This window comes from Endozoicomonas sp. PH6C (genome assembly GCF_059322965.1).
In genome coordinates this window covers 3,747,066-3,770,797 of the sequence record NZ_CP185342.1, presented here as the reverse complement: position 1 = coordinate 3,770,797, position 23,732 = coordinate 3,747,066, and the positions used below count along the sequence as shown (strand labels likewise).

Sequence of the window (23,732 nt, the reverse complement as noted above, 5' to 3'; positions counted from 1 at the left end):
GGCAGGCTCCTGAGGCTTACAAACAATAAGAGGCCGTTAATGAACTTTACCCTGACAGAAGATCAAATCGCTTTCCGTGATCTTGCCGCCCAGTTTTCCCGGCAAGAGCTGTTACCCCATGCGGCTGACTGGGATAGAGATAGCACTTTTCCCATTGAGACCCTCAGAAGAGCTGGAAAACTGGGATTTTTATCCCTGTATGCACCTGAATCAATGGGGGGGATGGGGTTATCACGGCTCGACTCAAGTCTGGTTTTCGAACAGCTTGCCATGGGATGTACGTCAACCACGGCTTATATGACCATCCATAACATGGTCGTCTGGATGGTAGGACTGGCTGCCAGCGATGAGGTGCTGTCCGAGTGGAGTGAGACTCTGGTGACGGGTGAAAAACTGGCTTCTTATTGCCTGACAGAACCGGGTTCCGGGAGTGATGCTGCTTCTCTGAAAACCCGTGCCGTCAGGGAAGGAGACGAGTATGTCCTTTCCGGTTCGAAAATGTTTATTTCAGGTGCGGGCAGCACCAGTCTGCTGTTGGTCATGGCCCGAACGGGGCAAGAGGGTCCAAAAGGTATCTCTGCTTTTGCGGTTCCTGCCGACAGTGAAGGAATTACTTATGGTCGTAACGAAAAGAAAATGGGTTGGAAAAGTCAGCCAACCCGGCTGGTAAGTTTTGACAATGTCAGGATTCCTGCCAGCTCTCTTCTGGGTATGGAGGGAGAAGGCTTCACTCTTGCTATGAAAGGTCTGGATGGTGGTCGAATTAACATAGCCACCTGCTCTGTCGGTACTGCTCAGCAGGCGCTGAATACTGCCAGAGAATACCTTAGGGAGCGTAAGCAATTTGGAAAAGCTCTGGCCGAGTTCCAGGCCTTGCAGTTCCGGCTGGCCGATATGGCCACAGAGTTGACGGCAGCCAGACAGATGGTCAGGCTCGCAGCTTTCAAGCTGGATCAAAAAGACCCTGAAGCCACTGCCTATTGTGCTATGGCGAAACGTTTTGCCACAGATGTTGGTTTTAAAATCTGTGATGAGGCGCTGCAACTCCATGGGGGTTATGGTTACATCAATGAGTATCCTCTTGAGCGGCATGTCAGAGATACCCGGGTGCACCAGATTCTGGAAGGGACCAATGAGATAATGAGACTGATCATTGCTCGTAGAATTTTGGCTGATGAATACGCAGGACTGGAATGAACTATGTCTGATCTTTTGAAGCTTTCTCTCGAAGGCCATATCGCCACCATCCAACTGAATAACCCGCCGGCCAACACCTGGACACTGGAAAGTCTGGAGCTCCTTCAAGAGATGGTTGATGAATTGAATGAAAATCCGAGGGTGACCGCCCTGATTATTTTCTCTGAAGAAGAAAGATTTTTCAGTGCCGGAGCCGATCTTAAGCTGTTTGCCGATGTTTCGCCTGAGGAGGCCCGGCCCATGGCAGAAGCATTTGGCATGGCTTTTGAGACACTGACAGAATTTAAGGGCATCTCTATTGCAGCAATCAATGGGTTTGCCCTGGGGGGTGGGCTTGAAGTGGCGCTGGCCTGTGATCTGAGAGTGGCTGAAAGACAGGCCTTGTTGGGGCTGCCAGAAGCATCAGTGGGTCTGCTGCCTTGTGCAGGTGGTACTCAAAATTTAATGTGGCTGGTGGGCGAAGCCTGGACCAAGCGGATAATATTGCTGGGTGAGAAAGTGGACGCAGAGAAAGCCTGTCAGATTGGTCTGGTGGAAGAAGTCGTAGAGCAGGGGCAGTCCTGTTCAATGGCTCGGGAGCTTGCTGAAAAGGTGAGTCAGCAAAGCCCTGATTCTGTTGTCGCCAGTAAAAAGCTGATTCAAATGAATCGGCTTTCCTCAAGCAATAGGTACGCTGTTGAGCGAGATCTGTTCCTGAAGTTGTTTAAAGGTCAGAATCAAAATGAAGGTGTTAAGGCTTTTCTGGAAAAGCGCTCACCTGATTGGCGCTACGAGTAAAGCCAAACCCGGCTTGGCCGGGTTGCTATTTGAGTGTCAGTCGTTGCGAAACAGTGTTTGTACCAGGTGGAAGCCGAATTGAGTTCTGACCGGGCCATGAACCTTAAGAACTTCTTTTCGGAACACCACCTGGTCAAAGGCTTTTACCATTTGTCCCTGACGAAACTCTCCAAGGTCTCCTCCCTTCTTGCCAGAGGGGCACTGGGAGTATTTTTTGGCCAGCTGGCCAAAGTCAGCCCCTTTGTCCAGCTGTTTTTTGAGCTTTTCTGCTTCTTCCTGCGTTTTAACCAGGATGTGTCTGGCACCGGCAGTCGCCATAAGATTACTCCTGAGTGGTTGAGCTTTGGTTAGTGGTTGTTTTGCAAGTGTCACTTTGAGCGGGTTGTCCGGTCACCACCAGTTTGAGTTGCCCCACAAAGACTCGTTGATTCTTTTTCTGGCGAGTCAGTTGTCTCTGATACAGAAGAATTTCGGCGTTGACAGCTTCTTTCAGTTTGACTTTGCCGGCAGGTTTGCCATTCAGGTCGACGCGGTTTCTGCCTTCCTTGATCGATGATAGGTAGCGATCCTGCTGAGTAAAGAGTTTCAGGGCTTTTTTGATGGTACTGGCCGGAAATTCACCGGTCTGATTCATTTCATTATGGATGCCGACTTTAAGGGGACGCGGTGAAGCCACCCGAAAGGCTTCAGGCCAGCGTTCCCTGATCAGGCGGAGTGCTTCAGAACTGGATATTTCATCTCTATCGTTAGCTGAAGTCTGTTCATCAGAAGAAGAAAGGTTACTGCATTGAGTATCTGCCCTTGAAATAGTCAGATCTTCTCTTTCTGCATTGTGCATATTGTGCTCATGACTGATTACTTGGGATGTTTGTTCTGTGCAATTGTACTGCATTGTGGACTTCTAATGATATGTTTTGAAACCGAATACTTGTGTCGTTTATTAATGAATATCAAGGGCTTTAGATTTCAATACACCAAAGCTGATCATTTCAAGAGCCTTTTCGTGTGTCGATCTCAAGTAGACTGGAGGGGCGACGCCGGCTTCATAAGCTTGTATCCACCTCTGTGCACACAGACACCATTGGTCACCTTCTTTGAGTCCGGGAAAACGGTAGGCCTGATTGGGGGTAATCAGGTCGTTACCCTGTTCGAGGGAAAACTCCAGGAAATCCTTAGTGACTCTGGCGCAGACAATGTGCTGTCCAATGTCATTCTTGTCAGTATGGCAATACCCATCCCGGTAGATTCCGGTAACAGGATCAAGGCAACAGGGTTGAAGAGGTTCCCCGAGAACATTTTTTTGATCAGAAGCCGATGTGCTCATGCCGTTTTCCGCAGACAGTCCTGAGGTGAGAGTTAACAGCAGGTTGCTTCGGCAGTCAATGAAGAATTTTCAGTAAGATCCTGACGGTAAAGAGAGGAGTATCAGGACCTTGATTCTTATTGCTGTTTGTAGACACAGTCGTTTACTTTGTTTAAGGCATCACTGCTTGTATCAAGGTCTGATAGAGGTGTGGTTTTTTGCCTGTTTGAGAGTCATTTGCAGGGCCTGTTCTCTTGGCAGGACTTTATAAATACTTCTTAGATATTCGGCTTCAAGCGCTAAAGAGTCTTTAACGTTTAAAGAACCTTCTGTCTTGACAGTTTCTTCTAATCTGAGGTTGTTGATTTCTTGATGTTTTTCTTTCAGCTGCACATTGGCTCTGAGGTATTTCAGATAAGCTTCCATGTGACTTTGTTCAGGTTTGCTCATTCTTGTTCCAAATCGCCTTGGTCGAAAAGTGCGTGTTTAGCTAAAAAGTGATCTGTTCGAGCTAAACGTACTTTCAACATTAAAAATAATGAATCCTGTTCACCTGCTGTCCTGACGTCCTTTCTTCGGACAGGCTGCTCGTTGTGGGAGGATAATATGCACAGCCCGTGCCAATGATAGAAGGCGGGTATTAATACCTATTTTGGTGCGTTTTTCCTTTGTTTGGGGTGACTGCGTAAGTGGCTTTTTTTGAGTTGTTCCCCGTAGTGCTACGTTACGATTGGGATCGCGGGTTACACATTGTTCCAAATTAAATCCCGTCGGGGAGTGCTTTTTTTTCATTGAGTTGACAGATTTTTGTCACTGCAAATCATACGGGCAACCACCCACTAATGAAATCTGCTCTTTGTCGGCCAGTCAGGCCTCCTCTTTGCCTGATCGTTTGCAGCGCTCTTTAGTCTTCATATAAGTACCTAACCAGTTGGTTTCGCATATTCTGGACGGCGGCTTTTTCCATCCTTCTGCGTTCCAACTCTGGTTGCGTAGCTAAGGCTACGCGCCCGTCGTTGCGCCTTGAAGGATGAAAAAATCCACTCGCCAGAATATGCGAAACCGACTGGCCAGGTACTTAGCCACTGATTTTGTTTCCCCAGACATTGTCTGTCCCCGGAGCGCAGCTGAAGACGAGGATATTATGCATAGATGGGTTGTCATGCTGATTGGGTTCACGCTTTATGCCAAGGCCGATAATACTGCTTATATCAACTGGATTGCCGGTTTACCAGAACAGGGTATTCCTGTGGAGGACCTGGACTGGCAGCGCCTGGTTGCCAGTCCTTCTTCTGCAGCACTTCAACAAATAGTTCGTCGGTACGCTTTGTATGTTGATAGAGGGCGTCTTGATAAAAGATTGTTTCAGCCAGGCTGGCAGATAGATGACCAGCCACGTAAAGAAAAAGATCAATCGCAACGCTATTCCATTGATGACCTTAAGGGTCTTGAGCCTGACCTTCCCCAATATCGTGCTTTGATCAACAGTCTGAAAAAACTCAAGAACTGGAGCCTGGTGGCTGCTCAGGAATTTCCGGATGATCTGATTTTCTTCAAAGATGACCGGCACTCTGCTGTTGTCCGCCTGAATCAGTGGTTGATGGATCTGGACCTTGCAGAGCATTTGGAAGGAAGTGTTTACACTCAAGCGCATAAGGATGTCCTGACGCAAGTACAGCTTCAGTTTGATCTGATGCCGGATGGCAGGCTGGGGGTCATGACGCGTCAGGCATTGTTAGCCATAACTCACGAAAGAATCAGAACGCTTAAGGCTAATCTTGAGCGTCTTCGCTGGTTGCCATCGACACTGCCATACCCTCACATTCGTGTGGATATTGCGGGTTTCAATGTTGCCTGGGTCAAGAATAAAACCAATCAGAAGATTCATAAGGCGATCGTTGGAATGCGTCATAAGCAGACGCCGGTTTTCAATGATCATGTCGAAAGTGTGACATTCAATCCCGTCTGGAAAGTTCCTCATTCTATAGCCGCCCATTCGATGTTAAGGGCAGAAAGGAAAGAACCGGGATTTTTAAAGCGTGAAGGTTTCGTCGTCTATGAAAGCTGGGAGGACCGGGCACCTGCTGTTGCTATCGATAAAGTCAATTGGCGATCCTTGACGCCCGGAACATTTCGTTACCGGCTTGAGCAGCAACCCGGTGAGAAAAACCGATTAGGGCGCTTTAAGCTGGATCTGCCGAATCCGTTCGGTGTCTATCTCCACGATACGGATAAGCCTGAGTTGTTTGCAGAGGAAAGGAGGATGTTTAGTTCAGGCTGTACCCGGGTTGAAGGGATTGCCGATTTGATCCAAACCATCTTTCATCAGCAATCTATGGCGTGGGTGCACAAAACCACCCCTGAAGAGCTGACGTACAAAAGAATGCTTTTCCAGCCTGTGCCTATCTATTTTGTTTACTTTACAGCCTGGCCCGATGAATCGGGCAGAGTCCGGTTCAGAGAAGATATCTATCAGCAGGACGCTGCCATGACCAGCTGGTTTTGAACATCTGGCAGAGAGACACTATAAGTAGTTGACGGAGTAGGGCGTTTTGTGGAAAATGCGCTGCATCCAGACGAGACGTCTGTTTTTTTGGTGGGCCCTGTCGGTCCCCTCGCAATGATCAGCTGTGAACCCCGCCAGGCCCGGAAGGGAGCAACGGTAGCAGTGACATCATGTGCCGGGGTGTGGCTGGTGGGGTTTGCCTCCATCTGTATTGCCCTGTCCTTGAAATATCCTTATCAGACCCCTGTGAATCGTGCATTCTTTCGTTTTCTTGGTTAGCATAGAGTCCTCAGTTTCAGTTACCGGTATTTAAGCTTTTCAATGAGCTATCAGGTTCTTGCACGCAAATGGCGACCCCGTTCTTTTAAAGAGCTGGTGGGCCAGACTCACGTATTACAGGCTCTGGTCAATGCGTTGGACCAGGATCGGCTGCATCATGCTTATCTGTTCACGGGCACACGAGGCGTGGGTAAGACAACGATTGCCAGAATTCTTGCCAAGTGCCTTAACTGTGAAACAGGTGTCAGCTCTACTCCCTGTGGGCAGTGCGCTGCCTGTTGCGAAATTGATGAAGGTCGTTTTGTTGATCTTATTGAAGTGGATGCTGCTTCCAGAACCAAGGTGGAAGATACCAGGGAGCTGCTTGATAATGTCCAGTACGCTCCCACCAGAGGGCGTTATAAGGTTTATCTGATTGACGAAGTGCACATGCTCTCGGTGCACAGTTTTAATGCGTTGCTAAAAACCCTGGAAGAACCACCTCCCCATGTAAAGTTCCTTTTGGCTACCACTGATCCTCAGAAGTTACCGGTCACCATTCTGTCGCGATGTTTACAGTTTGGGTTGAAAAATATGACACCGGAAAGGATTGTCGGTCACCTGGAAAATATTCTCGGCCAGGAAGCTATCCCTTTTGAAGGTCCGGCCCTCTGGCAGCTGGCCAGAGCAGCCGATGGCAGTATGAGAGACTCTCTGAGCCTGACCGATCAGGCCATCGCGTTCGGTAATGGTCAGGTAACCGAGCAGGAAGTCAGTGCCATGCTCGGTACCATTGATCAGGGCCAGGTCATGAAGATGGTCAGGGCACTTTCTTCGGGTGGGGCTCCTGAAGTCCTGGCCGCTGTTGCCAGCCTGGCTGAACATGCACCGGACTATGGGGCAGTGCTGGACGATATGCTTTCCATGCTGCATCGGATTGCCATTGCCCAGGCAGTGCCAGAGGCAGTGGACAATAGTCAGGGTGATCGTGAGCAGGTTCTGGAGCTGGCAGGTAATATGCTGGCTGAAAACGTTCAGCTGTATTATCAGGTCGGTCTGGTCGGGAAAAGAGATCTTCCGCTGGCGCCGGATCCACGGGGCGGCTTCGAAATGGCTCTCTTGAGAATGCTGGCATTCAGACCTGAGCCTGTTGCCATTCAGGTGCCACAAAGTGCCCGGCGTGAAGTGGAGGCTCAGTCAACAGAGGCTTCAGAACCTGTTGTATCCTCTCCTGATCCGGAACCTGAGCCTGCTGCTGTATTGCAGTCCGAAAATCAGCAGCAGAGGGATAATGAAACAAGCGAGCCTGAAAGTCCTCTGTCATCGCCTGTGACTGAAGAATATCAACCTCAGGCTTCAGCTGGGCAGCCTGTTACCGCTATTACAGAAAATTTCTTGCCGGAAGATTTTTCTCCTTCAACGCCATCCAGTCTGGAGCCAGCTCAGGTATGCGGGCCCGATCAAAATGTCGATGAAGAAGTTCCGCCAACGGTAGAAGCTTCTCAGAAACAGCAAGTGGAGGAGGATGGAGTTCCGCCATCGGTATCCACTTATGAAGCTTATGCATCTGAGCAGGCATCAAGAGAGACGGTCGCTCAGCCAGAGCCAGAGTCAGCACAGGTGATAGAAGAACCTGTTCAGAGTTCTGCTTCTGAAGAAAGAATTTCTTTTGCTGATCTGAATGTTCAGTCCTGGGTGCCTGTTTTCAGAAGTCTTCCTCTGGGTGGTGTGACCCGAACGATTGCCTCTCACTGTGAGTATGTCAGTCATTCAGCAGGTAGAGTCGATCTGCGACTGGATAGTGGCAGAAGTACTTTGTACAACGACATGCATCGGCAAAGGGTTGAGAAAGCGCTGAGCGACTATTTTGATCAGCCGCTCAGGGTTCAGGTGGAAATTGGTCAGGTTCAGGCAGAAACGCCTGCCGCCTGGCGAGAGCGCAAAATGGCTGAACGAATGGCTGATGCTCGCTCCAGTATTTTTAATGATCAGCATGTGCAAAGTCTGATTGATAAATTTTCTGCTGTCGTCATCGAAGACAGTATTCAGCCAGTTGGCAATGTCGTTAAGTGATGAATAGCCGGGTATTTCAATCATCCGGCGGTCGTATTTGTGTTTAGTTCGTCGCTTTTAATAAGCCAAAAGATAACGTAAAGGAGTTTTTATGTTTAAGGGCGGTATGGGTAACCTGATGAAGCAGGCCCAGAAAATGCAGGAAGACATGCAGCGTATCCAGGAAGAGCTGGCGAACGCTGAAGTGACTGGTGAGTCTGGTGCCGGTCTGGTGAAAGTGATTATGAACGGTCGTCATGATGTCAAGGATGTCCAAATCGATCCAAGCCTGATGCAAGAAGACAAGGAAATGCTGGAAGATTTGCTGGCGGCAGCAGTGAATGATGCGGTGCGTAAAGTGGAAGAAAACAGCAAGGATAAAATGAGTGGTCTGACCGCTGGTATGGGTCTGCCGCCTGGCTTCAAGATGCCTTTTTAAGCGTCATTTTCTTGCAGTAGGCTATTCGTTCAAAACACCTTTGGACAGTCATTGGCTACCAGGGTCTACTCAAGGTGAGTGGGCCCTGACCGGAATTTGAGTGCATTTATGTTCAGTCCTCTGATCAAGGAATTGATAGAATCCCTGCGTTGTTTGCCCGGGGTGGGGCCCAGGTCATCCCAGAGAATGGCGTTGCATCTATTGGAAAAAGACCGGGAGGGTGCACTTCGGCTGGCTAAAGCTCTCACCGAAGCAGCAGAAGGGGTTGGGCGCTGCAAGTCTTGCAGAACATTATGTGAGAGTGAATTGTGTGATATTTGCAGTCATCCGGGTCGCGAGAAATCAACACTTTGTGTGGTAGAAAACCCTTCTGATGTAATGGCCCTGGAACAGGCCGGTGGCTATTCCGGACGCTATTTTGTTCTTATGGGGCACCTTTCACCGATCGATGGGGTTGGTCCTGACGAAATCGGTGTGACCGACTTGCTGGAGCGAGTGTCCGATTTTCAGGTTAAAGAAGTCATTCTGGCAACTAACCCGACGGTTGAGGGTGAAGCCACGGCTCACTTTATTGCAGAAGAGCTCAAAAATATGGGCGTTGAAGCGAGCCGGATAGCACATGGTGTGCCGTTGGGTGGTGAGCTGGAATACGTTGACGGCGGCACTCTGGCCCACGCATTGGCAGGCCGACGAAAGCTTGAACTGTAAAGCAGCAGAGGCTGGGAGATGTCGTAGTTCATTTAGGACAAAAGTACTGAATTCGATTTACAAGGCCTGTGGTTTTCGCTTCACCTGTTCGTATTCGGGTGTACTGGTCCGTAGTCATCCAGTCAATGGTTTTCTGTGTGCCTGTTAAAGAATCCGGAAAATAAGTGTTGATATAGAGGGTGAAGCCGCCATTATCTGTACCAAAAGCGGTTTGCCAGCTTGTGTCACTATCGAGCTGCACTCGATAAAAGCAATTTCTGCTGAAGCTGCTGGCCTGAAGCTTTCTGCCTCTGGCTTCATGAATCACTTTTTCAGTTGAATCCGGATCAGGAAACTCTTTCCATTCAATATTCTGACACTGGCTCAGTATTGTGTGGGTCAGCACTTTGATGGCTTGCCCATCCGCTTTCTGAACAAGGGTAGTATTTTTTCTGTTCGACTGAATATGGGCTTTCAGTACGGTTTTCTGGTCGCCGAAGTCTTCGGGTATCAGTTCAAGCCGGGTTTTGTTGTAACAGGTGGACAGGTAATTGTAAAAAGCCTGTTCTTCATTGATCCAATGGAAACAGTCAGGATTAAAGCTGCTGTTGCTGTTGAGATCCAATTTCTCTGCAACAGAAGGGCACCATCTGCGAATGGATTTAAAGCCAAGAGGTTTTTCACTGGTGCCGTCACTGCTTTCAACGATCAGAGTGTTTTTCTGTGCGGCAGAAATTTTGAGTATATAAGTCTCGGCATTTTCCAGGCTGCCGTAGGGGGTAAGCAAGAGAGCATCTTTATTGACGGCGGCTGCAAAGAACCAGGCTTGATCGAACTCAACCTGATAGTGGCAATTAGGGTTGAAATCCTCCGGGGTGTCTGTTGCTACATCCACCCAGGGAGATTCCAGAGGCATCCAGGCAGCAAAAAATCCAAAAATTGTCGATAAGCCAACAGCCATTGGAATACACCATAACACTATGATGTATCCATTCTAGTTATTGTTTTAGAAGGCTGCCGACTAAGTGATTACCAGTTGTAGCCAAATGTCACCGAATGAAAATCAATGGATTCATTCATGCTGTGCAGTCCGGCATTGGAGTAATGGAACCAGCCATAGCTGAGTTCAAATTGCTGATTAGCTCCAAATTCAATACCTGCCATGAGCCGGATCTCGAATTGGGAGTGACCGCCCATATTAATAGGTGATCTCTTTTCTTTCTCCAAATCTTGTTCAGACAGGTAGGCGGCACCCACCCCAAGATCTATAAACGGACGCACGCTGGCGTTGGGGAGAAATCCCATTCTTAATACTGGCGAAAAACTAATAGTAGTTACTTTGTCTTTGCCATCAGGACTGGGATTGTCACTGGCCGAGAGATTACTTTTCCATGAGCTGGCAGCCAATTCAAAATAGCTGCTGAGTACAATGCTATCAGACTGATAAAAGTCCTTTTTCCAGTCCCAGGTGATACCCAGGCGCAGATTGGTGTAATCCGCTGAACGACCTGAAACAAGGTCAAGGTACTGGCCATAGCTAACATTGATACCATCTGGAACAAAGTCCTCTGCGTGAACGCTCTGTGTCTGGATCAGCAGCGACGCTGATAAGCACAGGCTGGCAATAGCACTCTTCATATACTTCCCCTTGATATTATTCTCTTAGTGGTTTCCACGCATTAGCTATCGGCCGATAAAATTGAAACTTTATGAGGAATTTGCTGATAGCTTATTGCCGGGGGGATTTGATGAGAGAAGAGGGCTAACATCCTTTGCGCATTGGTCACGCAGACTTGTTTGTAATAAAGAGTAGTTCTTCCACAACTGTTCTCAACTGGCTGGACATTTCAAGTGACTAACAGGAATCTCCCACCGATATTAGGTAGAGAAGGGTGTTGAGCAGAGGTGTATACGAAGAGAAGGAGAGCCCTGAATGAATATGGCTCGGGTGGTCAATGCTGCTCTACGCAGCACTGCTATAAGAGGAGGGCAGGGGTTTGGCTTGTTCAGAGATCAGGACAGGCGCTTGTTCTGATGGTCTGAATGTTGAAGCGGGTTTCAGAAATTCTTCGTAAAAGCGCAGACTGCTATCACAGGTAAGCCGGTAGTATTTGAAAAAACTGCCATTGATCTGGGTTTTCTGAAACAGGTAGGAATGCAGTTGTTTGAATAAATGACGATCAACAGGCTCCGGACTTTTCCAGAATGACTCCAGAGATCCCTGATGGGTAATGCCCTCGATATCATAAAAAGCTCGTCCCATGACCTTGGTAGGCAGGTGGTGCAGAAGGGCGGAGATCCCAACGGTACTGTTAACGGTCACTACGCCACAGGTGTGATGATATAAATCGGGTAATGGGATGTCGTGGCAGTACAGCACTCTGTCCTGGATGCCCAGATTTGTTGCCAGGTCTTCAATAAACTGCCCGTATTCTGTGTAGCCCCTGTCCATCGGGTGGTGTTTGAAGCACAACACCTTGTCTAAATCTGCATGCTTCCAGAAGGAGACTATGACTTCCTGAATAAAAGCTTTCACTGACTCATAAGGAGAGTGAAAAATCATCTGGGAGTCGTCGTGAACTTGTAGCGGAACCAGATAAAATCTCTGATCAAACTCATTATCCAGACGAAATTGCGTTTGCTTGTCATAACTTTTAAACAGCAGTTTTCTGGCAAACCCTCTCAACCAGTAAAAGCCTTCTTTGACCGGATTAGTAGCCCTGTGATGCCTGTACTCAGAAAATTCATCCCTTGAGAAAGAACTGGCCCAATAATAAAAAGCAGCGTAGCGGGTCCTTCGTTTCATGGTGCCGCCGATTGTCTGGCTGGATTTAGCTGAGCATGGCGTTATTCTCTCCAGGCTTTCGCGGCTGAGATCCATCTGGCTCAGTGAATTAACGCCTCCGGACTCCAGTGTAATGGTATCAGGTCGTAAGTAACCTTCTTCGAAGACACAAAATTGAACCCCCAAGGCATCACAGACCGGCTTTGCAGTTCTGTGATAATAACGGCAGTCACCAAGGAGAAAAACGGCTTCGATACGATGTTCGGTGAGGTACTGTTCAAGAAAAGCGGCCCAGTCAGCTGGTTTTCCCTTGTAGTGGGTCTGAACATCAGCCCATGAAAAAAACCGGTCGCCGCCATTAAAGTTGATTTTGTGGGTGGTGTAACCCGCTCTGGAAAAGGTGCGTGCCAGCCGCTTGAAAAATGGCCCCAGTGGGCCTTGAAGAAAAAGTACGGCAGATTTGGTCATAGCCTAAATCCGATCCTTGTGTATGACCTTGGTCGCTTATCGGTTGTCGTGTGTTGTGCAAATCCTAGCATAAGCCAGTCTAAAAATATAACTGAATGTAATTGAATTGCTGTAGCAAGCAAACTGGTTTGGGTTTTAATATGGTTGTCTTAAACAATACTAGGTTCTGCATTGAGAAGGCTATACGTATAGTACGTGGTAATGATTAAACTCACCTTAACATTGGGTCCTGAAGTGGTTAAACAATTTAAAGTTGATGCAGCCAGTCAACAGAGCCTGTCCAGGCAGGTAGAAAATTGCCTGAGATCACTGTCAATGTCTTGAGAGCGCGATGAGATAAAGTCAGAGGGAGTGGTTGCAGAGCTGTCAGGAGTGATATGCGAGAACGATTATACTGAACCTGATTATACGGACAGTGTCAGGTACGGAGTGAAATGACACTGTGACACATTACGTGAAAATCCACGTCCTTTCGACGTGGTCATGAATTTAAGTTAAGTTTTCTGGCTGCAACATGGCCCTTCAGGAGGGAATCGTGAATACCAATTCAGCTATCTCAGAGAATGCCACTGAATGTATAAGAAATATCTAACTAAACAGAGCCTCTATTAAATAGCCCACCTTTCGTCGTTTTCTGCTCAACCATCGGTTTATAAAGTGCCCACTCTTTGATGTTGAACAACGTTCTTGCTCGATAGCAGCAATAACCCTCTCTGGTGTCGTATACCTTCGGGTTTGCCAGTTGATATACATGGGGTAATAACAGTGCGCAAAATAGATCAGCTCCTCCAGGTTTCTCGTACGATAACGCCTGTTGCAGGTTAAATGATCAACGGTTACCCCCCATCCCCCATAAAAAGGCTGGCCCCAGCAGTGGACTGTTTTTCCGAGTGTCAGGGCTTCAAAACCTGCCAGAGAGGTCATGACGTGCAACTCATCACATTGCTCTATGCAATCAAAAATATCACCATTCGCCACAACATGGTCAACCCAGTTCAAGGCCAGACTGTCAGGAATATGTCCCTCTCTTCCTGCTAAAAGAACATCAGGGTGAGGCTTGTAAACAATAAAAGCATCAGGCGCACAGGTTCTGACCGCCTTGATCAATTCAAGATTGGATGAGATCTCGGGGCTGCCCCATTGAATGGAAGCATCGCTGTCTACCTGACCGGTAATCAGTATCTTGCGCTGATCCGTTCTGGCTGACACAAACAAGGATTGTTCTGAGCCTTGCAGATTATATTTGCTGATTCTTTGCTCTTTCAGCGTTTTACGCAAAGCCTTCGCCTGTTCGAGCTGCTTATCATTGAGCTCAATGGTATTGATCGCAGTTTCAAGATCAGAAGGTCGTGAAGCATCAAAATAGATACCCGTCTGATCCAGAATCAATGAACTGGGTCTTCGCAGGTCTGCGCCCAGACCTACTGAACGAATAAATGCGTCTTCTGCTCTGAAAAGCTTAATATTTGATGGAGGTTTATAATCATGATGTTTAGCACCCCAAACCAGAACGCCATCTTCTGATTTGGCCTTTGCTTCAGCCTGCTGAACTGATTTTACAAACTGAACCTTCTCTGAAATTGCCCGGGTAAAACTCTTTAAAAAGGCTCTTTTCCATAGGCTGAAGCCGACCGCATAGAGTGTTTTGACGGGTTGGCAGCGTGATCTTCTCTGCAGGGGGATAAGCTCAAGAATAGCTTCCAGCTCACACCGTTCAAACGTTTCCGGATCGATATAACGAGTGTATTTCAGGCAGGCAGCAGCAAAGAGGCTTTCAATAGTATGCGTTTGTTTCCGGCGAGGGCAGGGAACCCGGTCATCGGTTAATCCCCAGCCACTGTAAAACGGGACACCAAAACAAACGACATTTTTCTTGTGCCAGAGTGCTTCAAAGCCTAATTGAGAGGTAACAACGTAGACTTTTTCAAAATAGGGGAAAAGCGACTGGGCATTAACCTTGTCGGCAAGAATGCGTATTCTGGGATTATCAGGAAGGTTGCTGCCGAGGTAGCCCTTTTTGGTACCCAGAACAACATCGGGATGAACTTTTATCCAGACTTCAGAATCCGGATTCTCCGCAAGAGCTGCATTCAGCATTTTATTAAAGCTGGAGTCATCGGCTAACCCAAATTTGACGGAACAGTCCCCGTAAGTCTGATCAACCACAAGAATACGTTTCTGCTCTCCAGCTTCAGGCTTCCAGCTATCAACTGGCTCATGATTATATTTAGTGATTTTGTCTTCAGTAATCAGAGTCAGAAGGTTTGAAGACCGCTCTTTTAATGCTGAGCTGAACCAGTCTGGATGGTTGAGAAGATCTTCAATATCTGAAGGGCAGGTAGCATCGTAATAAATGCCCCGTTTATCAACGATCAAAGCAAAGCGTTTGTCACCCAGGGCAGGGTGGCCCAGGTAGCTGATAAAGCCGTCTTCAAGGTGCCAATAAGGTACCTGGTGTTTTTCTGCAAGTTTTACAGCCTGTTGTGTGTTGGCTTTTTTACCCCAGCCGAGAACAACGTGATATGGCTGTATTTTTGTGTAAGGCTTTTTCTTTTCTATGCCATCGCAGTGCAAGAGAGCGGTCAATTCTCTTGCTTTACTGATCCCGCGAGAAAGGGTGATAAAAGCTGGTTTTGGTTTTGGAGAAGACAGCAAGGTAGTCACTGATAGTTGATTGAAATAAATAACCTGGAATCTGAAAATCGATAGGTCTGAAGTGAAAATGTATAAGACAATGTGTTACTTTGGGTAGTACAAGACCTGCCTACGGTACCTACCTCTCCAAAATCAGAGGTTTTGCCTTATCATCAATATGAGCCTTCAAAGGCTCATGAGTGATTGTTCCATAATCCACCACATCAAACAAATAAGGTGTTGGAAGTTCATCCAGAGCCGCAGCAATATGAGCTACTGTGTGAGGGTTATCGGTGGTTAACCAAATTACGATATCAATATCAGATCCTGCCCGATAAGTGCCGATAGCACGGGAACCAAAAATAGCCGCCTGACTGATTTCAGTGAAGCCGGACAAGCAGGCAATAATTTGTTGCAGGGTTGCTTCAGGAAGCCCAAACATCAGGGTGTCACTCGCCCGGTAAAGTAATCTGACAGCGCCACTAAAGCTGGGTGATAACTGTGCTGTATAGCCTTGGCAGCTTGTTGCGCCTTCTGGTTGTCATAGGCATGACTCATGGTATTACGGGCTTCCAGCATATCTATCCATAACTGGCCATCTGATATTATCTGCTGTTGAAATGCCTGCTTAATAACCTGTCTGGGCGACGGTTGAACCTCGATACCCTCATGGTTCAGGTAGTCTTTCATTACTTTCCAGCCAAGCTCCCAACTGAACTTGAAAGACTGGATCAGGGCGATTCGATATAAAATATCTTCGGGTGCTGCCTGAACAGCAGCTACTGCGGAGTCCAGAACAGCAAGGGCATTCTGATAGTTCTCGAAGCGCTGTTTCCAGCGGTTATCAGGCGTTGGGGTCATGTGGATAAATCAGCAATGATAAAAGGATTAAAATAACAGAAAAACGTACATCAGGTGAATTTTTGGATTGTGGTGCGCAAGAACGGTTACCCGAAGCAGCTCTGGTTATTAAACGTCTTATAAGGCAGCACAGAGCCGCAATGATTGGCTCAGTTCTGCAAGAGGTGCTAACTTGTTCAAACGACGCCGAACATTATCACCATCCAAGACATAGGTATGATAACCCTGTCCATGCAGGAAACCGTCAACTGTGTTGGCAACGGTAAACTTACCTGAGCCACTCAGGCCAGTGAACCAGAACAGGCAGGGCTTTTGCGATTTCAGGTTCGAACGTGCTTCTCTGGAAACCCTGTGACTATGCCAGGCAATATTTTCCATAAGACGAAGCTCCGGCTTCGGAGGCTGTAACATGGCAAAATCATGAAAGTGCCAGTTCAGCAAGAGCCTGAGCGAGGAAGTGTGTGCTCTTTGAATTCGACACTGATTTTCTCATCGTAACATCAAACTTCCAGTTAAGCTTATACTCGATGTGCTAATGTTTCCCGACCGGCCTTACCCAATTGCTCTGTCGTTAAGTCTGCCAGGCTGATGAAAGAGCAGGGGAGGGGGTTAATCTTTTCCTGTCTTCAAACCAGGCAAAGCTCTTGATAACAGGATTTAATATTAGTTTTAAAAGACTCTGGTATCGCAGACCAGGACAGTGCCTGCACAATTATGGGAATGTTGGAGTCACGTAAGGCTTCATTAAACGCCGCTAGCTGAGCGAAGCTATCATTCTCATCTTGCTCATCAGGAAAGTGAACGACAATGTCCAGGTCACTGGCATCATAATTAGTACCTTTTACACGGCTTCCATAAGCCCACAGCATGGTACCAACGGGGAATATCTGCGATGCCAGATCACAGACGGACTTGCGATCTTTTTCTCGTAAATCAATCATCTCTGACTCTTCCCAGATGCTGCACTATAGCTTTCTCCAAGGTAATGGCATCAGCGATAAAACCTGGCAGCAACGTTAGCGTGTATTCAGCAAATTTCTTACCATAATCGTGGGCCGTGTTATTACGATTATCCCGATAAATCAACCAGCGTTCGGTTTCCTCAACAGACAAAAGGCTATGTTGCCCCGCCTGCCTGAAGACTTCTTTGAACACAAGGCGATTTATCGCCTTGGGGCTATGAGCAAAATCCTTCAGACACTTGCGGAGAAGTTTACCAGCCTGTTCGAGGATGATTTCAAACTCTTTCACACAGGCTGAACGGTACATATCGTACTCTATACTGCCTTCTTCACAGCCGAGTAAACGGTTATAAGCAGTATCCAGTGTCTTGATGCAACGAGAAAAAAAAGTAGTGTCTATAGTCATGTGTCTTACTGACAATTGATATTTAGACCATCATATCTCAGAAATTTGATTAGTACAGTCAGTGAAGCTTATTCTCAATGTGTCAATATTCCCGGATGGCCTCACCAATTGTTCAGCGGTTAGCTCTTCAGAGCTGATGTAATGGTGAATGCAGACATCATTCAGGCTCACTAGGAGCCTGACCGAGAATAGACTGCCCTACTGCGGCGGCAGCAAATTGGTCTGAAAATCCGCTTTTGTTCGTCAAATAGCTCGCTATTCTCCTCACAAAACCGAATTTTCATCCTCAATTTTCTGCCGTCCTCGCTACGGGCGCTATTCTCGGTCAGGCTCCTAGCTCACTCTCAAGTTATCACCGATAAATTACAACCCAATAATTACGACACATTCAAGTCAATCAAAAAGGCAGGGAGGAATCCGGAGTATAACAGAGTTAAAGGATGTCAAGAATCAAGATCTGACTCTGCTTTCTTCTCTTCGCTACGCTACCTGATTAAAATCAATGCGTTCAAGGTTTGCTGTATCGACCACTTGCCTGGCTTTCCACAAGTCAAAGCTTTCCTGAAGTGTCATCCAGCTTTCAGCAGAACCACCCAGTACTTCGGACAATCGAATGGCCATTTCCGGTGAAACACCTGCTTTTTCATTCAACAAACGATTGAAAGTACTTCTGGCCACGCCCAGTTGGTCGGCAATTCTGTTAGCAGTAATTGAGGTGAACGGCTCAATGTAGGTACGGTAGATCAACGCCCCTGGGTGAGGTGGGTTAAATGGTTGTATAGCCATCAGTGGTAATCCTCATAGTTTACGATATAGGCATCACCGTCTTTAAATTCAAACACAATGCGGCGGTTAACTGAGACGTTTACGGCTCAAACACATGACACCGGTTTTGTGTTGCCGGGTCTCACCACACGGGTTTCTCCGAGTTTCTTCTTTTGGTTACGCGGCATCAAACCTGACTAGCTTACCTGCCTTATCCAGTTTCTCATGCAAGCTACCTGGACTCAGTTCAAAACCATTAGGCCAGCACAAGGCGCCCAACTCAAGGAAAAAACGGCAAAAATACTGTGAACTCTCCAAGGAGCCTGACCGAGAATAGTCTGCCCTACTGCGGCGGCAGCAAATTGGTCTGAAAATCCGCTTTTGTTCGTCAAATAGCTCGCTATTCTCCTCACAAAACCGAATTTTCATCCTCAATTTTCTGCCGTCCTCGCTACGGGCGCTATTCTCGGTCAGGCTCCAAGGGTAATGTCATAGCTGTTTTTTTAGACAGCAACGGAGAAAAATCCATCAATCCGTGGGAACCATCAGAAAAAGAAAGTCGAATTTCTTTATCGTATAACCACTCAGCTTTTATCAATCTAATCATAATCAGCACCCGGAATACGCTCTGGCGGCTGAAGCTCCACTGCTTATTGACAGTTATCAAGTAGTGATGTTTTATGGTCACCACACCAGTCAGATACCAACCTTGCGGTCTTCTTTGGAAGATGGCCATTGAGAACTGTACCATCATTAATACACACTAAAGCCTCGTGACCTTGGCTGAAGGTTAGATACCTCCGACTACCAATTTATGTCCTGGCTTGCCATGTGATGTCGATTTTACGATGCTCTATCATACAATCTTTGAGATAGAGATTGATCAGACTTTGATAAGGTACACCCGTTTCTTCTGCCATTTTTTTGAAATATTCAATGACATCTTCACTAAGGCGCATTGTCACTGATTTTTTCAGCTTTGAAGCGTAAGGGTTTCTGCGGGCTTTCATTTTTGAAAAATCATATTCATCTTTCATGACAAGTTCCCTTCATAATAACTGCGCTCAGTATTAGTGGCTTTCCTTGCTGAGATAATACGGATGGTCTCACCATCGTCTCTCTCGCAATGACACACCAGTAAAACACGGGATTGTTGACTCACACCAACCATCAAAAATCTATCTTCGGCCTCAGAACTTTCCTCGTCATAAAACTGAATAGCATATTCATCATAAAATATACTTTTTGCCTGCTCAGCAAGGACTTCAGCGGGAGAGCCTGTACTCATATTGGCAATAACTCTTGCCTTGAGGGAGGCAGGACACCGGGTGATGTTCATGAGCCTTAACAAGTTGATGGCCACGCTGGAAAAAACACAAGAGGAAAACTGGCTTGAGAGATAAGTGCAGCAACTGCTGTATTCAAGTTGGCTGATACTGGATGAAATCAGTTACTTCCTCATGCATCAGGATGAAGCGTCCGTGATACAGGACTCATTAATGCATTACGCAACCACTCTGAATTATCAAGGGTCAAAGCAACTGAGAGACGTTATGACAGGCATTCATCCAGTCAATAAAGCACTTCTGGAACCGCTTTGGGCTGATGGCACTCACGACTCGCGCTATGGTGTCATTTGAAGGAATACCTTCTTCAAAATCACCCTACTGCTTAAGCCAGTCCAGTGGTTCATGACCAAAGTCTTCGATTTCACCCCAGCCTTCTTCGTCGGCAATGACAGCACAGATGGTCAAAAAAAGATGTCTGTTAGCTTGTGGCCGACTTTCCAAGCTTGGCGAGGGTCACTGATAATAGAGAGCTGTGAAATCAAATCGTGAGCATCATGCTGAGGCCTTATCTGATGTGCAGGTATAAGACCATAGACGTATTAGAAAGAAAACAAATATAAGCTACAGGTCGATAATTTCAGGGGGGTTCATGAGTTTTCCCTGGTCCAACAGTTTGTTGGATATTGGGTTCTTAGGTGAAGGTCGGCCAGGCATCAGCAAAGGCACGCATATGCATTATGAAATCACTGGATAACTTACAAAAGTTGATCTAGGTTGGAAGGTCAATGGAGTTAAACATTAAGAGATGATCATGGAAAACCTCTATAACACCGACTATCACGGCTGGATCGCCCGGCAACGTGAGCTACTGAAAAACAACAGGTTTAACGAACTGGATATACCCAACCTGCTAGAGGCAATGGAACAGGAAATGGGGAATAACCATCATACCCTTGAGTCACATCTGAAGATTCTTTTATTACATTTGCTGAAATACCAGCATCAGGTAGAAGTTATCAACCCGGTGCTGCCGGAGCCATATAATTGTCGTGAATGGTTTGCAAGCATAGACAGGGCGAGGGATGCCATAGGGTCGCTACTCCGCAGAAATCCATCTCTGAAACGGGAGACCGACAAAACACTCCGTGAGGTTTACCCTAGTGCCAAGCGCATGGCTATTAAAGAAATGAACCGCTACGTGCAGAAGCACCAGCAGCTTAATAACAACAGTTTCACACCTGAGTGCCCCTGGACCTTCGGGCAAGTTATTGAGGATGACTGGCTGCCCTGCGATTAAATAGGCTACTCAGCTAACTGCATCTGGCTTTCTGTGCGAACATGGTCTGTTTTGCGGCTCGTTGATAAACAGATTGCAGCGACTGTGCTGGCTTGCGATTTGATCGCTGTAGCCAGAAGTTAGAGTAACTTTTCAGGAATAGGTGTTAAATGGCTGAATCCATTTTTAGACTAGAGCAGGATTAGAGGGGGTCAAGAATCAACACTTGACCCCGGTTCTTTTTGGATGAACATCCTAATCTTCCGGTCAGATTAAGGCAGTTTCGACTATGGCCTGGACCATATCTTACTGAGGTCCCGTGGCATCGAGTGTTACAAGTTAGCCCCTGATTTCCAAGAGTTTCAGGAGTTCGGGGTTGTCGGTTATCACATTAGGCTCCTCTTATAAAATTGTTTCAAGGATTTTCATAATTTTTCCTGATGAACATACTATCTTGAAAAAAAGCTCTTGGATTTAAAATTAGCTTTCGCAATTTCCGCCAGAAACCGCCATTCTTTTTTTTTACACCGGCCTGAAAATGAAACAGACCGGGATATTCCTCAACTGGAAAGCCATTCAATATTTGTTGCTCCCGTAACCAGCAAGGAAAATCAGAAAGTATCGTATCAGAGTCGAAAACACCGTTTTTTAAAACAGCCAATATCTCAGCATCTGCCTGAAAGCCCGGTAAAGGTTCTGGCAATGTCACCGTGGCGTCCTTGAGGATCTCGGCAAAACGGGCTTCATTCTCCTTTCTTTTACGGTGGTACTGTCGAGTCAGTGGCCTTGGGTGCCACTGGTGCAGCAGAAATGTACCCTTAAAAAGATGCGGCACTGCGTAATAACTAAAGTAGCGGCGAAAGCCCCGGTAATCCCCCGGAAACTGACTTTTCACATCCTCAGGATAATCGGCAGGCCGTTTGCCAACAGGGTAATACATGGCCAATCGGTGGATCAGATCAAAGTCTTCATAGCCATGGCCAGCAAACGTCTGACGAAAGCCACCCATCGCCAGAAACCATTCACGATTGATCAGTAAACAGCTGGAGGCCAGGGCGATGCCATCCACTTTACATACTTCACCACGAAACCAGGACTCAAACGCCTCCTGGTAAAAAGCCTGCTGCAAAACAGGCTTAAAAAATTCTGCCGTAAAATGGGCAGAATAGCGTTCTGAAAGGTAAAGGCAGGGGTACATGCGAAAAGCCGGCGGCCCTTCCAGTGTCAATTCCTGAACAAAGCCTGATAGCTGATCAACCATTCCCCGGGCGATCAATAAATCCGCATCAAACAGAAAAATATACTGACCGGTTGCATGGGCAACCGCCGCATTACGGACCTGCCCCGGTGCGAATACACCTGGCTGATACTGATGGAAATAGCGCAGGTTGTCCTGCTGTCCATTAGTCAATTTTAAGCGCGTTGATTGTCGCCCCGTATCAAAAACCACGAGTTCGATATCTGGTTGATCTGCAAAACAGGCAATGGCCTGATCAAGACGCTGAATAGAAGCCCGATCGCCTGACCGCTTCCGAAAAGGGATAATAACGGAAAGAAGCTTATTCAAGGTCTATTACCCGTTCAACACCTTCAATACCTGCTCAACCTTCTCCGCCAACACCTGGCAGTGTTGAGTAATTTCTGCCTTATCCTCACCTTCTACCATCACCCTAACTACGGGTTCAGTACCGGAAGGGCGCAACAATACCCGGCCACAGCCAGCCAGTGCCTGCTCGCATTCGGTAACGGCACGGGTCACTGCAGGAATACGGGCAAGGTCCCGGCGCTCAGTCATAACAATATTGATCAGATGCTGAGGGTACTTGTTCATGCCTTGCTTCAGTTCCGCCAGGGTTTTACCGGAATGCTGAACCGCTGCCAGTACCTGCAAAGCGGCTACAATACCATCACCCGTAGTGGTCACCTGTCGGCAGATCAGATGGCCGGAGGATTCACCGCCCAGATACCAGCCATTGGACAGCAGCAACTCATTAACATAACGGTCGCCCACCGCTGCACGGGCAAACGGAATATTGCGCTGGGCCAGAGCGTGTTCCATTCCCAGGTTGGACATCACCGTGCCCACTACACCGCCCTGCAACAGACCACGGTCTTGCAGTGAGCAGGCCATAATAAACAGCAACTCATCACCGTCCAGCTCGGCGCCATTGCCATCCACCATAATCAGCCGGTCACCATCGCCATCAAAGGCAATGCCCAGATCTGCACAATGTTCCAGCACTTGCTGCTGCAAATGGTTAATACAGGTGGAACCCAAACCGTCATTAATATTGGTGCCGTTGGGCTCAATACCGGTGCTGATCACCTCAGCCCCCAACTCAGCAAATACCGCAGGCCCTACCTTGTAACAGGCGCCGTTGGAGGCATCCACCACAATCTTCAGACCATGCAGATTCAGCCTTGGTTGTACGGTACTTTTGCAAAACTCGATATAGCGACCAGCGGCATCATTAATACGGCGCGCTTTACCTAACTCATTGCAGGGTACACAGCTGAACGGTTCTTCCAGCATTGCTTCAATCTGAAGCTCAACCTCATCGGGCAACTTCAGGCCATCACCACAGAAAAACTTGATGCCATTATCGTAATAGGGGTTATGGGAAGCACTGATAACAATACCGGCACTGGCGCTGTAGGTATGGGTCAGGTAAGCGACAGCTGGCGTAGGCATTGGGCCTAACAAATACACGTCCATCCCCGCCGCCGAAAGCCCGGCTTCTAAAGCCGATTCGAACATATAGCCGGAGATACGGGTATCTTTACCGATCAACACCCGGTTATTGCCCTGGCGGCTTAGTACACGCCCGGCAGCCCAGCCCAGTTTCTGGACAAAATCAGGGGTAATAGGAAATTGACCGACACGGCCACGGATGCCGTCGGTACCGAAGTATTTTCTGGTCATAATAGAATTATATGAATACTGGTTCTGATAGATTTACACAGACAACGGGTGTCAAATAACTGAGAAAAGAAGAACCGGGAAAAATTGAATTGTCAAAATTCCTTGACTTTATTCAAGAATTAATACCTGACCCCGGTTTCTACA

The 23,732-nt window shown here is 47.3% G+C and carries 27 protein-coding genes, 1 other RNA gene and 1 pseudogene; 9 read left to right on the top strand and 20 right to left on the bottom strand.

Going from position 1 to position 23,732, the window contains the following annotated elements; all coding sequences use genetic code 11:
• Positions 1-39 precede the first annotated feature (39 nt).
• Positions 40-1,197 carry an acyl-CoA dehydrogenase family protein gene (locus ACOMG9_RS14410; RefSeq protein WP_448217378.1) on the top strand — a complete coding sequence of 386 codons (1,158 nt, stop codon included), beginning with the start codon at positions 40-42 and terminating at the stop codon, positions 1,195-1,197.
• Positions 1,198-1,200: 3 nt separating this feature from the next.
• Positions 1,201-1,974, top strand: coding sequence for an enoyl-CoA hydratase (locus ACOMG9_RS14405; RefSeq protein WP_494528991.1), 774 nt, complete (start codon positions 1,201-1,203; stop codon positions 1,972-1,974).
• A 36-nt stretch (positions 1,975-2,010) separates the two neighbouring features.
• Here ACOMG9_RS14405 and ACOMG9_RS14400 read toward each other — a convergent pair whose 3' ends face one another.
• The 4 genes from ACOMG9_RS14400 to ACOMG9_RS14385 all read right to left on the bottom strand — a co-directional run bounded on the left by ACOMG9_RS14400 (position 2,011) and on the right by ACOMG9_RS14385 (position 3,727).
• Entirely contained in the window at positions 2,011-2,292 is a 282-nt protein-coding gene (locus ACOMG9_RS14400; protein WP_422475602.1) for a peptidylprolyl isomerase, read from the bottom strand.
• Positions 2,293-2,296: 4 nt separating this feature from the next.
• Positions 2,297-2,812 (bottom strand): ProQ/FINO family protein, encoded by a 516-nt coding sequence (locus ACOMG9_RS14395; protein ID WP_448217375.1) that lies wholly within the window; start codon positions 2,810-2,812, stop codon positions 2,297-2,299.
• 102 nt (positions 2,813-2,914) lie between these two features.
• Positions 2,915-3,298: a DUF2237 family protein gene (locus ACOMG9_RS14390; RefSeq protein ID WP_448217374.1), complete on the bottom strand. Its 384-nt coding sequence runs from the start codon at positions 3,296-3,298 to the stop codon at positions 2,915-2,917.
• A 171-nt stretch (positions 3,299-3,469) separates the two neighbouring features.
• A complete protein-coding gene (locus ACOMG9_RS14385; RefSeq protein WP_422134152.1) occupies positions 3,470-3,727 on the bottom strand; it encodes a hypothetical protein in 258 nt (85 codons plus the stop codon).
• A gap of 694 nt (positions 3,728-4,421) precedes the next feature.
• Between ACOMG9_RS14385 and ACOMG9_RS14380 the strand changes: the two genes are divergently transcribed.
• From ACOMG9_RS14380 to recR, 5 genes are all read left to right on the top strand, one after another.
• On the top strand, positions 4,422-5,783 hold the full coding sequence (locus tag ACOMG9_RS14380) for a L,D-transpeptidase family protein (RefSeq protein WP_448217373.1): 1,362 nt from the start codon (positions 4,422-4,424) through the stop codon (positions 5,781-5,783).
• A gap of 98 nt (positions 5,784-5,881) precedes the next feature.
• Positions 5,882-5,978: signal recognition particle sRNA small type (ffs, locus tag ACOMG9_RS14375), an RNA gene on the top strand.
• A 126-nt stretch (positions 5,979-6,104) separates the two neighbouring features.
• A complete protein-coding gene (gene dnaX / locus ACOMG9_RS14370) occupies positions 6,105-8,114 on the top strand; it encodes a DNA polymerase III subunit gamma/tau (RefSeq protein WP_494528990.1) in 2,010 nt (669 codons plus the stop codon).
• Positions 8,115-8,205: 91 nt separating this feature from the next.
• Positions 8,206-8,532, top strand: a complete 327-nt coding sequence (locus tag ACOMG9_RS14365) for a YbaB/EbfC family nucleoid-associated protein (RefSeq protein ID WP_317146116.1) — start codon at positions 8,206-8,208, stop codon at positions 8,530-8,532.
• Positions 8,533-8,640: 108 nt separating this feature from the next.
• The gene (recR, locus tag ACOMG9_RS14360) at positions 8,641-9,240 is read left to right on the top strand and encodes a recombination mediator RecR (protein WP_422134149.1); all 600 of its coding nucleotides are present in this window, start codon (positions 8,641-8,643) and stop codon (positions 9,238-9,240) included.
• A 28-nt stretch (positions 9,241-9,268) separates the two neighbouring features.
• Here recR and ACOMG9_RS14355 read toward each other — a convergent pair whose 3' ends face one another.
• The 13 genes from ACOMG9_RS14355 to ACOMG9_RS14295 all read right to left on the bottom strand — a co-directional run bounded on the left by ACOMG9_RS14355 (position 9,269) and on the right by ACOMG9_RS14295 (position 19,388).
• Positions 9,269-10,180, bottom strand: coding sequence for a hypothetical protein (locus ACOMG9_RS14355; RefSeq protein WP_494528989.1), 912 nt, complete (start codon positions 10,178-10,180; stop codon positions 9,269-9,271).
• A 68-nt stretch (positions 10,181-10,248) separates the two neighbouring features.
• The gene (locus tag ACOMG9_RS14350; protein ID WP_422134147.1) at positions 10,249-10,857 is read right to left on the bottom strand and encodes an acyloxyacyl hydrolase; all 609 of its coding nucleotides are present in this window, start codon (positions 10,855-10,857) and stop codon (positions 10,249-10,251) included.
• Positions 10,858-11,182: 325 nt separating this feature from the next.
• On the bottom strand, positions 11,183-12,472 hold the full coding sequence (locus ACOMG9_RS14345) for a capsule polysaccharide biogenesis protein (protein ID WP_494528988.1): 1,290 nt from the start codon (positions 12,470-12,472) through the stop codon (positions 11,183-11,185).
• A 588-nt stretch (positions 12,473-13,060) separates the two neighbouring features.
• Complete coding sequence (locus ACOMG9_RS14340; RefSeq protein ID WP_448217368.1) at positions 13,061-15,058, bottom strand: capsule polysaccharide biogenesis protein; 1,998 nt, start codon at positions 15,056-15,058, stop codon at positions 13,061-13,063.
• Positions 15,059-15,245: 187 nt separating this feature from the next.
• A complete protein-coding gene (locus ACOMG9_RS14335; RefSeq protein ID WP_448217367.1) occupies positions 15,246-15,548 on the bottom strand; it encodes a nucleotidyltransferase domain-containing protein in 303 nt (100 codons plus the stop codon).
• Positions 15,548-15,967, bottom strand: coding sequence for a nucleotidyltransferase substrate binding protein (locus ACOMG9_RS14330; protein WP_448217366.1), 420 nt, complete (start codon positions 15,965-15,967; stop codon positions 15,548-15,550). The genes ACOMG9_RS14335 and ACOMG9_RS14330 overlap by 1 nt, the downstream gene beginning before the upstream one ends.
• 117 nt (positions 15,968-16,084) lie before the next feature.
• On the bottom strand, positions 16,085-16,345 hold the full coding sequence (locus tag ACOMG9_RS14325) for an adenylyl-sulfate kinase (RefSeq protein ID WP_448217365.1): 261 nt from the start codon (positions 16,343-16,345) through the stop codon (positions 16,085-16,087).
• A gap of 248 nt (positions 16,346-16,593) precedes the next feature.
• Entirely contained in the window at positions 16,594-16,908 is a 315-nt protein-coding gene (locus ACOMG9_RS14320) for a nucleotidyltransferase domain-containing protein (protein ID WP_422134137.1), read from the bottom strand.
• Positions 16,901-17,335: a nucleotidyltransferase substrate binding protein gene (locus tag ACOMG9_RS14315; protein ID WP_422138243.1), complete on the bottom strand. Its 435-nt coding sequence runs from the start codon at positions 17,333-17,335 to the stop codon at positions 16,901-16,903. The genes ACOMG9_RS14320 and ACOMG9_RS14315 overlap by 8 nt, the downstream gene beginning before the upstream one ends.
• A gap of 480 nt (positions 17,336-17,815) precedes the next feature.
• Positions 17,816-18,121: a HigA family addiction module antitoxin gene (locus ACOMG9_RS14310; protein ID WP_448217364.1), complete on the bottom strand. Its 306-nt coding sequence runs from the start codon at positions 18,119-18,121 to the stop codon at positions 17,816-17,818.
• A gap of 629 nt (positions 18,122-18,750) precedes the next feature.
• The gene (locus tag ACOMG9_RS14305; protein ID WP_448217363.1) at positions 18,751-18,864 is read right to left on the bottom strand and encodes a DUF4160 domain-containing protein; all 114 of its coding nucleotides are present in this window, start codon (positions 18,862-18,864) and stop codon (positions 18,751-18,753) included.
• Between the two features lie 48 nt (positions 18,865-18,912).
• Positions 18,913-19,137: a CopG family antitoxin gene (locus ACOMG9_RS14300; protein ID WP_448217362.1), complete on the bottom strand. Its 225-nt coding sequence runs from the start codon at positions 19,135-19,137 to the stop codon at positions 18,913-18,915.
• Positions 19,134-19,388 (bottom strand): BrnT family toxin, encoded by a 255-nt coding sequence (locus ACOMG9_RS14295; protein ID WP_494528987.1) that lies wholly within the window; start codon positions 19,386-19,388, stop codon positions 19,134-19,136. Before ACOMG9_RS14295 ends, ACOMG9_RS14300 begins: the two co-directional genes overlap by 4 nt.
• Positions 19,389-19,503: 115 nt before the next feature.
• On the opposite strand from ACOMG9_RS14295, the gene ACOMG9_RS14290 reads away from it, so the two are divergent.
• Positions 19,504-19,740, top strand: coding sequence for a hypothetical protein (locus tag ACOMG9_RS14290; protein WP_448218683.1), 237 nt, complete (start codon positions 19,504-19,506; stop codon positions 19,738-19,740).
• Here ACOMG9_RS14290 and ACOMG9_RS14285 read toward each other — a convergent pair.
• Positions 19,651-19,931 (bottom strand): annotated as a pseudogene (locus ACOMG9_RS14285) (ISAs1 family transposase); the annotation flags it as partial. The gene ACOMG9_RS14290 and the pseudogene ACOMG9_RS14285 overlap by 90 nt on opposite strands.
• Before the next feature lie 269 nt (positions 19,932-20,200).
• On the opposite strand from ACOMG9_RS14285, the gene ACOMG9_RS14280 reads away from it, so the two are divergent.
• Entirely contained in the window at positions 20,201-20,686 is a 486-nt protein-coding gene (locus ACOMG9_RS14280; protein ID WP_448217360.1) for a DUF29 domain-containing protein, read from the top strand.
• A 394-nt stretch (positions 20,687-21,080) separates the two neighbouring features.
• On the opposite strand, the gene ACOMG9_RS14275 is transcribed toward ACOMG9_RS14280, so the two are convergent.
• On the bottom strand, positions 21,081-22,232 hold the full coding sequence (locus ACOMG9_RS14275; RefSeq protein ID WP_448217359.1) for a glycosyltransferase: 1,152 nt from the start codon (positions 22,230-22,232) through the stop codon (positions 21,081-21,083).
• A 6-nt stretch (positions 22,233-22,238) separates the two neighbouring features.
• Entirely contained in the window at positions 22,239-23,588 is a 1,350-nt protein-coding gene (gene glmM, locus ACOMG9_RS14270; protein WP_448217358.1) for a phosphoglucosamine mutase, read from the bottom strand.
• Positions 23,589-23,732 lie beyond the last annotated feature (144 nt).